The sequence below is a fragment of the Paraburkholderia sediminicola genome (assembly GCF_046026855.1).
Taxonomy (GTDB): Bacteria; Pseudomonadota; Gammaproteobacteria; order Burkholderiales; family Burkholderiaceae; genus Paraburkholderia; species Paraburkholderia sediminicola_A.
On record NZ_JAQQET010000009.1, the window covers coordinates 1 to 15,281 of the forward strand.

10 protein-coding genes are annotated in these 15,281 nt (G+C 60.9%); 2 read left to right on the top strand and 8 right to left on the bottom strand.

Annotated elements, in window-relative coordinates; genetic code table 11:
- The first annotated feature begins 178 nt into the window (after nt 1–178).
- Nucleotides 179–1,114 carry a LysR substrate-binding domain-containing protein gene (locus tag PQR40_RS11765; protein WP_408223190.1) on the top strand — a complete coding sequence of 312 codons (936 nt, stop codon included), beginning with the start codon at nt 179–181 and terminating at the stop codon, nt 1,112–1,114.
- Between the two features lie 28 nt (nt 1,115–1,142).
- Here the strand turns inward: PQR40_RS11765 and PQR40_RS11770 are convergent, their stop codons facing one another.
- The 4 genes from PQR40_RS11770 to aldA all read right to left on the bottom strand — a co-directional run bounded on the left by PQR40_RS11770 (nt 1,143) and on the right by aldA (nt 7,036).
- A complete protein-coding gene (locus tag PQR40_RS11770) occupies nt 1,143–2,804 on the bottom strand; it encodes a GMC family oxidoreductase (RefSeq protein ID WP_408223188.1) in 1,662 nt (553 codons plus the stop codon).
- A 116-nt stretch (nt 2,805–2,920) separates the two neighbouring features.
- Nucleotides 2,921–4,138, bottom strand: a complete 1,218-nt coding sequence (locus PQR40_RS11775; RefSeq protein ID WP_408388836.1) for a mandelate racemase/muconate lactonizing enzyme family protein — start codon at nt 4,136–4,138, stop codon at nt 2,921–2,923.
- The gene (locus PQR40_RS11780) at nt 4,139–5,461 is read right to left on the bottom strand and encodes an MFS transporter (protein ID WP_408223184.1); all 1,323 of its coding nucleotides are present in this window, start codon (nt 5,459–5,461) and stop codon (nt 4,139–4,141) included.
- A 150-nt stretch (nt 5,462–5,611) separates the two neighbouring features.
- Nucleotides 5,612–7,036, bottom strand: a complete 1,425-nt coding sequence (gene aldA / locus PQR40_RS11785) for an aldehyde dehydrogenase (protein ID WP_408388834.1) — start codon at nt 7,034–7,036, stop codon at nt 5,612–5,614.
- Between the two features lie 284 nt (nt 7,037–7,320).
- Here aldA and PQR40_RS11790 point away from each other — a divergent pair, with 284 nt between their 5' ends.
- A complete protein-coding gene (locus PQR40_RS11790) occupies nt 7,321–8,478 on the top strand; it encodes a porin (protein ID WP_408335398.1) in 1,158 nt (385 codons plus the stop codon).
- Nucleotides 8,479–8,484: 6 nt separating this feature from the next.
- On the opposite strand, the gene PQR40_RS11795 is transcribed toward PQR40_RS11790, so the two are convergent.
- The 4 genes from PQR40_RS11795 to PQR40_RS11810 all read right to left on the bottom strand — a co-directional run bounded on the left by PQR40_RS11795 (nt 8,485) and on the right by PQR40_RS11810 (nt 15,261).
- Nucleotides 8,485–8,850: an ArsR/SmtB family transcription factor gene (locus tag PQR40_RS11795; RefSeq protein WP_408223178.1), complete on the bottom strand. Its 366-nt coding sequence runs from the start codon at nt 8,848–8,850 to the stop codon at nt 8,485–8,487.
- Nucleotides 8,834–9,307, bottom strand: a complete 474-nt coding sequence (locus tag PQR40_RS11800) for an SRPBCC family protein (protein WP_408388832.1) — start codon at nt 9,305–9,307, stop codon at nt 8,834–8,836. The genes PQR40_RS11795 and PQR40_RS11800 overlap by 17 nt, the downstream gene beginning before the upstream one ends.
- Nucleotides 9,308–9,503: 196 nt before the next feature.
- On the bottom strand, nt 9,504–10,871 hold the full coding sequence (locus PQR40_RS11805; RefSeq protein WP_408335401.1) for an MFS transporter: 1,368 nt from the start codon (nt 10,869–10,871) through the stop codon (nt 9,504–9,506).
- A 190-nt stretch (nt 10,872–11,061) separates the two neighbouring features.
- A complete protein-coding gene (locus PQR40_RS11810; protein ID WP_408509052.1) occupies nt 11,062–15,261 on the bottom strand; it encodes a bifunctional nitrate reductase/sulfite reductase flavoprotein subunit alpha in 4,200 nt (1,399 codons plus the stop codon).
- Nucleotides 15,262–15,281: the final 20 nt, after the last annotated feature.

The following is a 15,281-nucleotide window of genomic DNA, read 5'->3' on the forward strand; positions in this document are numbered from 1 at the left end:
TTAATAAACCAATAACAATTCAAGGAAAGGCCAACGCCATAGGCAACCAGACAACAAAGCGCCGCGCAAGCAACAAACTCAACGAAAACCCAACCACCACAAGCAACCAGATAAAATACCCAGCACCCGCGCCGCCGCGCACCAGCCTCCCCTTGGGTATCAGACCTTGAAACGCAAAATGCCCGCGCTGAACGCGCTAAAAGCCTTCGAAGTTGCTGGCCGCACGGGCAGCTTCACCCGCGCAGCGGAACTACTGAACGTGACGCAAAGCGCGGTCAGCCGGCAAGTCCGGCAACTGGAAGCGCAACTCGGCGAGACCTTGCTCCAGCGTCACCATCATCACCTGGAGCTCTCGGCCGCCGGCCGCATCCTCCTGCAAGCCCTGCAACAATCGTTCGACCGGATCGAACTCACGGTCCGCAGCCTGCAGGAGAAAACCCACCGCAATCGTCTGCGCATCAACGCGCCGCCCACTTTTACGAGCCGCTGGCTAATGCCGCGTCTCGGGCGTCTGCGTGACGCGCATCCGCATCTCGAACTCAGCCTGTCGACCCGCGTCGACGACAACCTCGCCGAATCCGGTGTGCTCGACTGCGCGATCCGCTTCGGCAACGGCGAGTGGGAAGGCGTCGATAATCGTCTGCTGATGAACGAACGGCACATCGCCGTCTGCGCGCCCGCGTTGCTCGCGCGGCAGGCAGGTCGCGCGGCCATCGACCTGAATCAGTTCACGCTGCTGCATGTGCTCGCGAGCGCCGATCAGCGCTATCTGACGTGGCAGCATTGGTTGAAAGCCGCCGGTATAGAAAACGTCGACACGCGCGGCGGCTATGAATTCGATCTGCTCGATCACGCTATCCGCGCGGCTGTCGACGGACTTGGCGTGACCATCGCTGATCGTCACATGATCGGCCGCGAACTCGCGGAAGGCCAACTCGTGCAGGTGCTCAACGTGCATGTCGACGGTCACCAGTCGTACTGGCTCGTTACGCGCGCGGAACAGGACGAGTTGCAGCACGTCGCATTGTTTCGCGACTGGCTGCAACAGGAGATCTGGCTGACCGAGCGTGCGCTCGATTCATCGGAGTCCGCGCAGTTGGGTTCAGAGGGTTGAGTCGCCGCTAACGATGAATTTCCATCGGTCAGGCAGCCGCCGCCAGCTCCGCCGCGTCAGGTCTGAAGGCGACTTCAGTGGCGGCGTCCTCGAGAATCATCTCGGCGCCCTTCTCCGCCACCATCATCGTCGGCGCATTGATGTTGCCCGACGTGATGTTCGGAAAGATCGACGCATCGACTACGCGCAAGCCAGCAATGCCGTGCACCCGCAAACGCGTATCGACCACGGAGGTGCGCGGGTCGTCGCCCATCGCGCACGAACCGCACAGGTGATAGATCGAACCTGATTGCTCACGGAAATACTGCAGGAAGCCTTCACGCGTATTCACCTGCGGCCCCGGCGAGATTTCCTCGACCGTGATCTCTTTCAGCGCCGGCGATGCCATCACCTTGCGCACCAGTTCGCAGCCCTGAATCACTTCGTCGATATCTTTTTCCGTCGTCAACGCATTGATACGGATTTTCGCGGCGTCTTCCGCGCGATTCGATGCGATCTCGATCGATCCGCGGCTCGTCGGCCGGCACGGATTGAATGCCAACAGGAAGCCCGAGTATGGTTCGGGTTCGAGATTCGCCTTACTGCTCTTTGGAATCCGGTACGACAGCGGATTGAAATACAACTGCAGATTCGGCTGCGCTTCCTGATCGTTGCCTCTGAAGAATCCTCCCGACTGGTTCACGCTCATCGCGAGCGGCCCCTTGCGCGTCAGCAGATACTGCAGGCCGAGCTTGAGCTTGCCAAGCAGCGGACGCATCTCGTCGTTCAGCGTCTTCACGTTCGCGCGATAGTAGAAACTCACGCACAGATGGTCCTGCAGATTCTGCCCCACAGCCGGCAGTTCCTTGACCATCGCGATGCGATGCTTCGCCAGCAATGCGCTGTCGCCCACGCCCGAGAGTTGCAGCAGCTTGGGCGAATCGACCGCGCCCGCCGACAGGATCACCTCACGGGTGGCCATGAACTGCCGCGTAGCGCCGTTCTGTGTCACGCTCACACCAATTGCCCGTTGGTAACCGTCGAATAGAACGCGGCTTGCCAGCACGTCACGTTCGACCGTCAGGTTCTTGCGCGTGAGCACCGGATGCAGATACTCGAAGCTGCTCGACGAACGCTGACCATTGCGTGTATTCACGTCGTAGATGCCGGCGCCTTCGAATTGCGCGCCGTTGAAGTCGTCGCTGCGCTTGTAGCCGGCCTGGTCGCAGCCCTTCAGAAACACGCGACAAATCGGATGCACTGCGTCCTTCATCGGCGAGATGCGAATTGGACCATCCGCGCCGTGATATTCGGTGTTGCCGAGCGGATGCGATTCGAGCTTGCGGAAATACGGCAGCACGTCGCGAAACGCCCATCCCTTGTTACCTGCGGCGGCCCAATCGTCGAAATCGTGCGGCTGGCCGCGTACGTAGATCATCGCGTTGATCGAACCGGAGCCGCCCTGAACTTTGCCGCGCGGACAATAGATCGGCCGGTTGTCGAGTTCTTTTTCGGGCTCGCTGTAGTACATCCAGTTGTAGGTTTCGTTGTAGTACGTCTTGGTGAAACCCACCGGGACCTTGAACCAGAACGAGCTATCTTTGCCGCCTGCTTCGAGCAGCAGCACTGAGTATTGGCCTGACGCCGAAAGGCGATTGGCGAGAATGCAGCCCGCCGAACCTGCGCCGACGATGATGTAATCGTAGTTCATGCTCTATGTCGCCAGACGGCGCCCAATCCATTGAATGCGTAAGGCAGATTAAAACCCGCAGATTAAAACCCGCAGCTTGAAACCCGCAGCTTGAAACCCACAGGTTCAATCCAGGTTCAACCCCTGGCCGGCGCGAGGTCTTTCACGTCGGCGGGTTGTGCCGCCATTTGCAGATGCAGACGCTCGCCGGTGTACGGCGTGTGCTGCCTGACGACGTCCATGTTCAACTCCACACCCAGGCCCGGTTCCTGCGAAGGAATGATGTAGCCGTCTTCCCATTGAATCGGCTTCTTCAACACCGCCGCGTGGAAACCGTCCCATGTGCCGATGCTTTCCTGAATCAGAAAGTTCGGCGTGCAGGCTGCGAGCTGAATACTGGCCGCCGCGCCGATCGGCCCGTTGTACAGATGCGGTGCGATCTGCGCGTAATACACCTCGGCGATCGCGGCAACTTTCTTCGCTTCGAGCAGGCCACCCACGCGCGCCACGTTCAGTTGCAGGATCGACGCCGCGCCCGCTTCGAGCAGCTTGAAGAATTCATATTTGGTGGTCAGGCGTTCGCCCGCAGCAATCGGAATACTCGTGTGCTGCGCGACTTGCGCCATCGCGCCTTCCTGCCCCGGCGGCACCGGTTCTTCGAACCACAACGGATCGTATTTTTCGAGCCGTTTAGCGAGCCGGATTGCCGACGACGGCACCATCTGCCCATGCGTGCCGAACAGCAGATCGGCCTTGCTGCCGACAGCTTCGCGCACGCGCTTGCAGAAAATTTCGCAACGGTCGAGCACTTCCATCGACAGTTGATGACCCGAGTAAGCCGTATACGGCCCCGCCGGATCGAACTTCACGGCAGTAAAGCCGCGTTTTACGTTTTCAACAGCGCATTCGGCGGCGAGATCGGGATCGTCATAGTCGTATTCGCCCTTGCTGTTCTTCGGATACAGGTAGGTGTATGAGCGCAGACGCTGGTTCACCATGCCACCCAGCAGTTCATACACCGGCTTGTTCGCCGCCTTGCCGATGATGTCCCAGCACGCCATTTCCAGCCCGCTGACCACGCCCATCATCGTCAGATCGGGGCGTTGCGTGAAACCGCTCGAATACGCTTCGCGCCAGAGCCGCTCGATATGGTGCGGATCTTTATCGAGCAGGTAGCGGCTGAATACATCGTCGATGATGTGAGTCATCGCCTTCGGATGAAACGTCGCCGAATAGATTTCACCGACACCCTCAATACCGCAATCGGTCTTGAGCTTGACGAAAATCCAGTACATGCCGCCCACGTGCGGCGGCGGTACGGCGACGATATGCGTTTCGAGCGAGACGACTTTCATTTACGCAACCCCTTTCCTGTTAAGCATGTTTCTCAGCGCAAGACCGGCAAAGCCGCCGAGCGCCGCCATTCCGGCCACATAGCCGAAGTAAAGCTGGTAACCGAAGACGCCCGGGAAGTTCTGCGTCAGATAGCCGTTGATCAACGGCAAGAACACGTCGGGCGAGTAGCCGAGTACGGAGATCAGGCCGATAGCAAGGCCCATCGTTTCGACCGGGATATGGCAGCGATCCAGCAGCGACCAGTACAGACCGCGAATCGCGTAAGTCAGAATGCCGATGAACAGCACGAGGAACACCAGCAGAACGTGGCTCGCGATACGCGGCGCCGCCATCAGACCCAGCAGCGACAGTGCAGCGAGGAAGAGTGCGATCACCAGCACCGAGACCTTCGAATAACGGTCGCCGAGAAAGCCGCCGCCAATGCCGCCGATCGGCCGCATCCACAGCTTGAGCGTGGTGATCGTGCCGGCCATCACCACCGTCAAACCGATTTCGCCTTCGTGCAGATACGCGGAGAAGCTGTAGGTGGCCCAGAACACCTGATAGCCGCAGAACACGATGGCCGCGACCAGCCACAACTCGGGAATCGACGCGAGCGTTTTCAGATCGACCAGTACATTGCTGCGTTTCCTCGTGGCGCGATTGGCGGCCGCGTCTTCCGTGCCTTGCGGGTCTTTGACGAGTGCGAGCACCACGCCGAGCCCGATGCACAGAAACGCGTACATGTAGAGGACCAGCTTGAAGCCAGCCGTAACGGGTTCGCCTTTGGTCTGCGTGAACCACGCAAACAACGTGATCGCGACGGTTGCGAGCATCGCTTCGATCAAACCGCGTCCGCCGTCGAGCAAACCGAAGAAGCGGCCCTGCTCGTGCGTGCCGGCGATCATCGTCACGCGTTTGATGACGGCGGCCCAGAACGTCAAACCCGTCGACAGTCCCCAGCCGCCGAAGATCAGCATCAGCATATTGAAGGACGGTGCGGTCGAATACCACAGGCCGAGCACGCCGGTCGCGACCAGCGAAAAGCAGATCAACAGACGCGGTGCGATCCGGTCGGCGAGCCAGCCGCTCGGCAGGTAGCTCAGTAGAAAGATCGTACCGAGCGACGAATACAGATAGCCGAGCTGACTATCGGTGATGTGAAACACTTCGAGCATCGTCGGCTGATAGACCTGCCGAAGATACAGAATCGGGTAAATCGCACCGGCCGCCACGACCAGCAAGATGAGCTGGATGTAGCGTTGAGCCTTGTTGGCTTGCAATGCGGTTTCCGCGGCGCTTGAGGCGAGCGAAGCGGTGGTTTGAACGGGCTGAGATGACACGTGAGCGCTCCTGGAAGACACAGCGCCGGTTCACCGGGCCGCCGGGTCTTCAAATATTTTTATAAGTGCAGCGGATTGCTGCGTTTCTGCGGGTTTCAAGGCGACGCGTGCCGTCTACTCCGAATCGCGCGGCACGCGCCGGTTGCAGCGTCAGTACTTCATGACCACAAGACGGGTCTGGGTGAATTCGAGCATGCCGTGCTTGCCGTCGTCGCCACCGAGACCCGAGCGTTTCCAGCCCGCGTGGAAACCTTGATACGGGTCGGCCGGCGTGCGGTTCACATACAGCTCACCTGCCTCGATGCCGTTGGCGATCTTCATCGCGCTACGATAGTTCTCGGTATAGAGCACCGACGACAAACCAAACTGGTGGTCATTGGCCATCTCCAGCGCTTCGTCGAGCGTGCGGTATTTGACGACCGGCATGATCGGACCGAAGGTCTCTTCCTGGATGATTTCCATGTTCTGACGGCAGTTCGACAGCAGCGTGGCCGGATAGAAGAAGCCCCTGCCTTGCGGAAGCCTGCCGCCGGTTTCAAGCGTGGCGCCCGCCGCGATCGCGCGCTCGACCATCCCATGAATCGACTGGCGCGATGCCTCGTTGACGAGCGGCCCCATCAGCGAAGGCTGTTCGCTGCGATCGCCGCTTTCCACCGCGCTCATGTGCTTCTTCAGCAGCGCGACGAAACGGTCATGCACGCTTTCCTGCACGTAGACCCGTTCGATCGCTGTGCAAAGCTGCCCGCAGTGGGTGGTTTTGGAGGCGACCAGATCGCGCGCGGCTTTCTCCAGATCGGCATCCGCCTCGATGATTGCGGGCGTCTTGCCGCCCAGTTCGAGTGACGGCTTGGCGATGTTCGCCTTGCAGTATTCGAGTACCTTGCGGCCCGCACCGACGCTGCCGGTCAGCGTGATCATGCCGACCTTGGGATGCGTGCAGAGCGCCTCGGCAGTCGCATGGTTCATTGCGAGAATGTTCACGACGCCGGCCGGCAGCCCGGCCTTCTCAACCGCCTTCGCGATCTCGAATGCGGAGGTCGGCGTGTTATTGCTTGGGCGCACCACCACGGTATTGCCGGCGATCAGCGCGGGCGCCACCTTGCGCATGAACGTATAGACCGGGTAATTGAACGGAATCAGGCACGCGACCACACCGATCGGCTCGCGATGCAGCACGAGGTTTTCGTCGGGCGTGTCGCTCGGAATCACCTCGCCTTCGATGCGGCGCGCCCATTCGGCGTGGTAGCGGGTGATCTGGCCGGCGTAGATCGCTTCGTTGGTGGCGTCGGCGACGCTTTTACCCGACTCCAGCGCGAGCGCCGCACCGATGGCGGGCGCGCAGTCGGTGAGCGCGTCGGCGAGCTTGTGCAGATAGACCGCACGCTCCGCCGAAGGCAGCTTGCGCCAGCCCTTCTGGGCGGCTGATGCGGCGTCGACCGCGGCGATAGCCTCGGCCTGGGTGGCGCCCGTGACATGGGCAATCACGGCTTCATTGGCAGGGTTGGTGACGGCGATGAGCTCGTCGCTTGCCGCATCGATAAAGCGGCCGTTAGCAAAATTCCGATCGAGTCGCATGGTCGTCTCCTGAAAAACCTGGTGCAGTGGCGCATTGCCTTCGGCTATCGCCTTCATGCCAAAGGTGCATGAACGGAATTTTTCTCTCCGGCGCGGCCCGCCACAAGCGAATAATTTGCGGGGCAAACATTCGAAAAAATCACGTTTAACCAGGGATGTGCCTCATACGCGAATCCCATCTCGAATAGCAGAATCCGGGCTTTGCCAATAAGCAGCGGCCTTTGAACCCGTTCGAACCCGTTTCGAACCATTGGGTCGCTCATTACCAATGTCTGGAGCTCACAATGAAAAAGAATGTCATCGCTACCGCGGCAATCACCGCACTCGCCTCGCTGGCGGCCCCGTCCGCCTTCGCGCAAAGCAGCGTGACCCTGTACGGCGTGCTTGATGAAGGCATCGACTACACCAACAACGCCGGGCGCGGCGCGGTCTGGGAAATGGCGAGCGGCTATGCGCAAGGCAGCCGCTGGGGCATGAAGGGCTCGGAAGATCTGGGCGGCGGCATGAAGGCGGTGTTCCAGCTGGAAAACGGCTTCGATGTGAGTTCGGGGCGGCTTGGCCAGGGCGGCCGCATGTTCGGCCGCCAGGCCTACGTAGGCTTGAGCGACGATCGGTTCGGCACGGTCACGCTCGGGCGCCAGTACGACTCGGTGGTCGACTATCTCGCGCAGACCACCGCTAACGGCAACTGGGCCGGCTACCTGTTTGCGCACCCGTACGACAACGACAATACGGACAACTCGTTCCGCCTCGGCAACAGCGTGAAGTACGCGAGCCCGGAGATCGCAGGCTTCCAGTTCGGCGGCGTGTACAGTTTCAGCAACGACACGAACTTCGCGAACAACCGCGCCTATAGCTTTGGCGGCCAGTATGCGAACGGCGGACTGCTGATTGCAGCCGCGTACCTGCAGGCGAACAATCCGGGCGCGGGTTCGAGCGGCGCGATCACCGCGAACGACGCGAGTTTCATCGCCGGACGCATGCGGGTGTTCGGCGGCGGCATCAACTACACGTTCGGTGCGGCGACCGCTGGTTTTGCTTACACCAACTCAAACTATAAGGATCCCACCGGCAACGGCTATATCGGCATCCCGCTGGCGGCGTCCGGTGTCAGGTTGAATACGCTGAAGTACCAGAATTTCGAAGTGAACGGCAAATACCAGTTCACGCCGACTTTCTTTATCGGCGCGCAGTATGTGTACACGATGGAAAACTACGATGCGTCGACCGGCAGCGTGAAGCCGAAGATTCACTCGGTCGGTTTGATGGCGGATTACAACCTGTCCAAGCGCACGGACGTATACGTGCAGGGCGAGTACCAGAAGGTCGCGGGCGATTCGACCAACTCGATTCTCGACAGCGCGTTCATTCCGGGCGTGCAGGCGCCGTCGTCGACGGGGAATCAGGTTGCCGTACGGGTCGCGCTGCGGCACAAGTTCTAAGACCCCTCACTCCTCCACCGCCGCCTTCAACCTCAGCAACGCGTGATCCCACTGCTGCGAGATCGCTTCGAGCGCGCGCCGCGCTTCGTCCAGGTGTGCCGGTTCGAACGCCCATAAGCGTTCACGGCCCACCTTGACGTCGCGCACGAGGCCCGCGTCGGCGAGCACCTGCAAATGCTGCGTGATCGACTGCCGGGTGATTTCCGTGCCGGCAGTCAACTGCGCGATCGACATCGCACTGCCCGCGCACAACACTGCGATCAGACGCAGGCGCGTCTCGTCGCCGAGCGCCGCAAAAATCTGCGCGGAACTTCGCAGCATGGCCGCCTTCACTCGCGCATGACCGGTCGCCGGCTTATCCCTTGGCGACATGTTTTTCGATATTGACCATCTGCTGTTCCCAGCCGCCGCTATTCAGGCGGAACGCCTCTTCACGCCGTGCGGCTGGAATCCGGTCGAAGCCTGATTCGACCACGCGCAGCAAGGTGCCCGAGTCGACCTCGGTCAGTTCGAATGCCACCAGCGTGGTCGGCTCCGGTGAGTAGTCGATCGAGATATCCACCGCGGCCGGATGCCAGCGAAACGACAGATGATGTTCCGGTTCGACCCGCTCGACCAGCACGTCCATAACAAGATGTTCGTAGCCCGGATACGTGATGTTGCCTTGCACGGACTGGCCGGCGACAAACTGTTTGCCGCTGAAATTCACGCCGAACCAATTGCCGAATTCTTCGGCGTTGGACAATGCGCGCCACACTCGCGAGCGCGGCGCCTTCAGCAGAATCTGTTTTTCGATGCGATCGGTTGATGAGTCAGATAACGGATTCATATGCAGCCTCCTGACTGCATATTAGGCGCACAACCCGCAACATGCAAGTATTTGCCTGCATATTTTTGGCTCACGGCAAACGCCGCCGAGGCATGGCAGCGCCGCCGTCTCAACCGCCGATCTCGACCACTATCTTGCCGAACGCGCCGCGCGACCGCCATTGGCAGACACGCATCGGCGCGGATGCCGAATTACCTTACTCCGTTGCGTGTGCATGCATCACGTTAGTGTGCATGGACCACGCCATCCACGGACGGCGCAGTGCGACGATCGCGAGGAACGCGCAAGCCGCCAGCGCGCCGAAGGTCGCAAAGCCCATCTGATAGCTGCCCGTGCTTTCCTTCGCGATGCCCATCACGACCGGCAGATAGAATCCGCCGATGCCGCCCGCGGCGCCGACGATGCCCGACATCAGGCCGGTGCGGCCGGCCCAACGATGCGGTACCAGCTGGAAGGTCGCGCCATTACCGAGACCGAAGGCCAGGTACAGGCATAGCAGCAGCGCAATTCCGCCCGCCATCGAAGGCATTGCAGCGGCGAACACGAAGTCACACAGCGAAATGACCGCCAGCAGGAAGGTCAACGCACGCACCCCTGACACCTTGTCGGCGATCAAGCCGCCGAACGGCCGCACGATCGCGCCGGTTGCGGCAAGCAGCGCCATGAACAGACCCGCGTCGATCTTCGACAGTTGATACAGATTGGTCAGCAGCAGCGAAACATACGAGGACATGCCGACAAAACCGCCGAAGGTGATGCTGTACACCAGCATGATCACCCACGTGTCGCGCTCGCCCAGCACCGTGCGATAGCGCTTGGGCAGCACCGCAATCGCCAGCAGCGCGCCAATCACCGGCAACAGCAGCACACCGGTCTTGCCCGAACCGAACAGACCCGCTTCGACCAGCAGCACGAGCACGATCAAACCGACGAGCGTGACGGCAAAGCTGCCGAACGCGCGCAGTACGCTGCCCGATTTGATACCGGAATCATTGGCCCAGAAGTACAGCGTGATTGCGGCAATCGCGAGCAACGGCAGTGCGCCGGCAGTCGCCATTTGCCAGCCGTAGTGCGTGGCCAGTTGCGGGAACATGAAACCGTCGAGTACCGCACCGATGTTGCCTGCTGCGGCAAGACCGAGCACCAGGCCCTGCACCTTCGGCGGATAGTTGCTCCCTGCCATTGGCAGCGCCACGGCGAAGCTTGCACCGCCCACGCCAAGGAACACGCCGAGTACCAGCAGCACGGTGTACGACGGCACGGATGGCATCAGCGGCAGCACGATCGTCGGTACTGCCGAGAGCAATACGCCCATTAACGCGATGCGTTTGCCGTGCGCCGATTGATACAGATTACCGAGGGTCACGCGCAGAATGGCCGCCGACAGCACCGGCACGGCGACCAGCAAACCCTGCTGGGCGGGTGTCATCGCAATGCTCTTGCTGATGAACGGCGCGAGCGGCCCGTACAGCACCCAAACGGTGAAGCCAGTGTCGAAATAGAGAAAGCACGCCACTAACGCTCGCCAATCCCCGCTCTTCAGAGAGCTCATCACGCTTTTCATTAGACATCCTCACATATACTGATTGTTCGATTACCAGGTTCGCGGCGCCTGGCACGGCGCACCGAAACGGTCGCGATGTTGAATACCGGCATTAACACGCAAGCTCCATGCCATCCGGGTCCATCTACTGAGGCGTTATTGGGTGCTCTCTGAAGCCGTGAAACCGCACCGGTTCCGTCTACTTAAAAAATCAATAAACGTCGCGTACGTAGCGCTTTTCCTGCGCCAAACGGGCCACATAATCGGCGGCCTTTTCTTCGCTCATGCCACCGTGCTGGGCGACCACCTCCTTGAGCGTCGTGTCGACGTCTCTCGCCATCCGGCTTGCGTCGCCGCAAACATAGAAATGCGCACCTTCTTCGAGCCATGCCCACAGTTGCGCACCCTGCTCGCGCATGCGGTCCTGCACATAGATCTTTTCCGTTTGATCGCGTGAGAACGCCACGTCGAGCCGGGTCAACACACCGCTGTCGCGCATCGCTTCAAGTTCGTCGCGGTAGTAGAAATCGGTGGCCGCATGTTGTTCGCCGAAGAACAGCCAGTTACGCCCCTTGTCGCCACCTGCACGCCGCTCGTGCAAAAAACCGCGAAACGGTGCAACGCCGGTGCCGGGACCGACCATGATGATCGGCGTATCCGAAACGTGAGGAGGCCGAAAGTGTGCGGATTTCTGCACGAATACCGGTACGCTGACGTCGCCGGCACGGTCGGCGAGAAACGTCGACGAGACACCCTTTCGATGGCGACGGCCATTGCTGTAGCGAACCGCTGAAACCGTCAGATGAACTTCACCGGGATGCGCCTTCGGACTCGATGCAATCGAGTACAAACGCGGTTGCAGACGCTTGAGCACGCCGGTCAATTCGGTGGCCGTCAGCGTCACCGGAAATTCGTGGAGCACGTCCGCGAGTTGCTGACCCCATAGCCATTGTTTGAGATCGGACTTGCGCTCCGGCATCAACAGGTCGCGCAGTGAGCTGTTGATGCTGCGCGCAGCGATAAACGCGAGCGAATCCGGGCTGGGACGCGCGATCTCGTAGTGCTTGCCGAGCGCATCGGCGAGACGCATTTCGCCGACGCCTGACACGTTGACCGCCACCTCGGCGCTCAGGCCGCTCAGACTGATCAACTCGTCGACCAGTTCGGGGCAATTACTCGGCCATACACCCAGTGCATCACCCGCTTCATATTCGATACCCGAATCACCCGCACTCAACGAGAAGTAGCGCGTATCCTTCGCCGCGCCCTGCTTGTTCAGTTGCAGGTTCCTGACGAGCCGCGATGCGGCCGGGCGCGTTTTGGTCGGCACGGCGCCTGGCACCACGGCGTTGATCATGCCGCCCGGCGGCACGGCATGCAGCGCCGCATCTTCTTCGTTGATGCGCACGATGATGCATTCAAGCCAGGCATCGGCACTTTCCTGATACTCGCTGTCGCAGTCGACGCGATCCATCAGACGCAGCGCGCCTTGTTCGGCAAGACGCTCATCAAGCCGACGGCCGTGGCCGCAAAACTGATCGTAATTGCGATCGCCCAGCGCGAGCACCGCATAGCGCACGCCGTCGAGACGAGGCGCTGCGCCGCTGCTCAACTGGGACCAGAAACTTTGCGCGTTGTCGGGCGGATCGCCGTCGCCGAATGTGCTCGTCATGAGCAACACGTATTGCGATTTCGCGAGTGCCGATACCGGATAGTCCGCCATGCATGAGGTGCGGATTTCGAAGCGCGACTCCATCAGACGCGTGGCATAACGCTCCGTAAGCGATTCTGTGTTGCCGGTTTGCGAGGCCCACAGCAGCGTGACTTTGGGCCTTGCGCGCACAATGCGCACGCCGGCAGCGTGCGCGTCGGCCTGCGGCGCGGCAAGCGCACCCACAGGCGCGGCCGCATTCGTTCCGACGCGGCTATAAAGTCCGGCCAGCATGCCGTCCACATATAGACGATTCGTCCGCTCAAACGGTGCGCTGCCCGGCAACACCGGCACGCTGACGATGCCCTGTGCTTCGGCCGAACGCAGGCCGCTGACGAAACCCGTCAGATACGTCCGCTCGGTCTCCGTGAAGGACGGCGCGGGTGTCTGCGGAAGTTGCAACAGGCGGCAAAGTGCTTCGATACGGGGCATGTCCTGTTCCTCGGCGTTCGCCGATATAGCGCTCGCCGGCATAGCGCCGGTTGCAACGGCAGGCTCGTCGGTAAGCGTCTCGTCATCGGTAATCGAAATCGGCTCGATGGCTTCAACCGCAACCGGGCTCAGCGCGACCGCACAGAACTTGAGTTCGGGTTGCTGCGAGATCGGATCGATTGCATCACTGGTGACTGCGTTGATACACAGATCGTCACCAAACACGTCGTTCCAGTGCATCGGCGCAAAACAGTTGCCTGCCTGCACGCGCTCCGTGACGACCGCGGGCAATACGGCGCGTCCGCGCCGTGAACGGATCTCGACGTGGTCCTTGGCCTTGATGCCGAGCGTGGCCGCATCTTCGGGATGAATCTCGACGAACGGGCCAGGGTTGAGTTTGTTGAGCATCGCGACCTTGCCGGTCTTGGTCATGGTGTGCCATTGATGCTGCAAGCGGCCCGTATTCAGCACGATCGGAAATTCCCGATCCGGCAATTCGGCCGGGGCCGCAAAAGCACGGGCAAAGAACACCGCTTTGCCGCTTGCGGTCGGAAATACCAACCGCGGACGGCTACCGTCGGCGAGTTCCTTCAGCGTCTGACTGACGCCGTCGTTGATGTAGCGAATCGGATTGCGGTCAGTCGTGTTGTCAGCGGCAAGCGGCCATTGCAGCGGCTTGCCCTTCAGCCGGCGATGGTTTGCGCCGCGCAGGTCGTAACCCGTTTTCGGATTCGACACGCGGGTAATTTCCGCGAAAACTTCTTCGGCGCTCGCATAGGTGAACGCCGCGGCGAAACCCATTTCACAGGCGACACGCGCGATGATCTGCCAGTCCGGCAACGCGGCGCCCGGCGGCTCGATGCCCTTCTGCATCAACGTCAGGTTGCGCTCCGAGTTGATCATCACGCCTTCGGCTTCGGCCCACAGCGCGCCGGGCAACAACACGTCGGCGTAACGGTTGGTCTCGGTGTCGAGGAACGCGTCCTGCGAAATCACGAGCTCCGCCGCGCGCAATCCAGCGATAGCGTTCTGACGATTCGCGACACTCGCGACCGGATTGGTGCAGATGATCCAGCACGCCTTGATCTCGCCCGCGGCCATGCGGGTGAACATATCAATCGTACCGTTGCCGACTTCGGTCTTCAGCGTGCCCTTTGGAACACCCCACAGATCTTCGATAAATGTGCGGTCTTCTTCGACCAGTACCGAACGCTGTCCGGGCAAACCCGGACCCATGTAGCCCATTTCACGGCCGCCCATCGCGTTGGGCTGGCCCGTCAATGAGAACGGACCGCTGCCGCGGCGGCAGATCTTGCCGGTAGCGAGATGCAGATTGCAGATCGCGTTGGTGTGCCACGTACCGTGCGTACTCTGATTGAGGCCCATGGTCCAGCAGCTCATCCACTCCGGCGCGGCGCCGATCATCTGTGCGGCCCGGCGAATGTCCTCTGCGGCGAGGCCCGTGATTTCCGCGACTTTCTCCGGCGTGTAGGCCGCGAGGAAAGCCGGCATCGCGTCCCAGCCTTGAGTCGCGTCCGCGATAAAAGACGCATCCGTATGGCCGTTTTCGTGCAGAAGATGCAGCAGGCCATTGAGCAAAGCCAGATCGGTACCCGGCTTGATCTGCAGAAAGAGATCGGCCTTGTCAGCCGTCGTATTGCGGCGTGGATCGACCACGATCAGTTTCGCGCCGGCCTTCACGCGATCCATCATGCGCAGGAACAGAATCGGGTGACAGTCAGCCATATTCGCACCGATCACGAAGAACAGGTCGGCGTGATCGATGTCTTCATATGACCCTGGCGGCCCGTCCGCACCGAGCGAGAGCTTGTAGCCGCTGCCCGCGCTCGCCATGCAAAGACGCGAATTCGATTCGATATTGTTGGTGCCGACAAAACCCTTCGCGAGCTTGTTGACGAGGTACTGCGCCTCGATCGACATCTGCCCGGACACATAAAACGAGAGCGCGTCCGGTCCATGCGCGTCGAGCAGGCCGCGCAAACGCGCCGCTGTGTCGCTGATTGCCTGCGCCATCGGCAACGGCACCGGATCCTGGTCGCGGGCATGACGCACGAACGCGCCCTCCAGACGCCCCGACTTGCGCAACGCGACATGCGCCGACTGACCCTTCGTGCAGAGCCGTCCGAAGTTAGATGGATGCTCTTTATCGCCAGAGATTTTCACGACCTGCCCGTCCTCGACGTGCAGCACCATTCCGCAGCCGACGCCGCAGTAGGGGCACACCGTTTTTACGCTGCTGGAGGACATGGCAGGCGGCATCGCTCGGT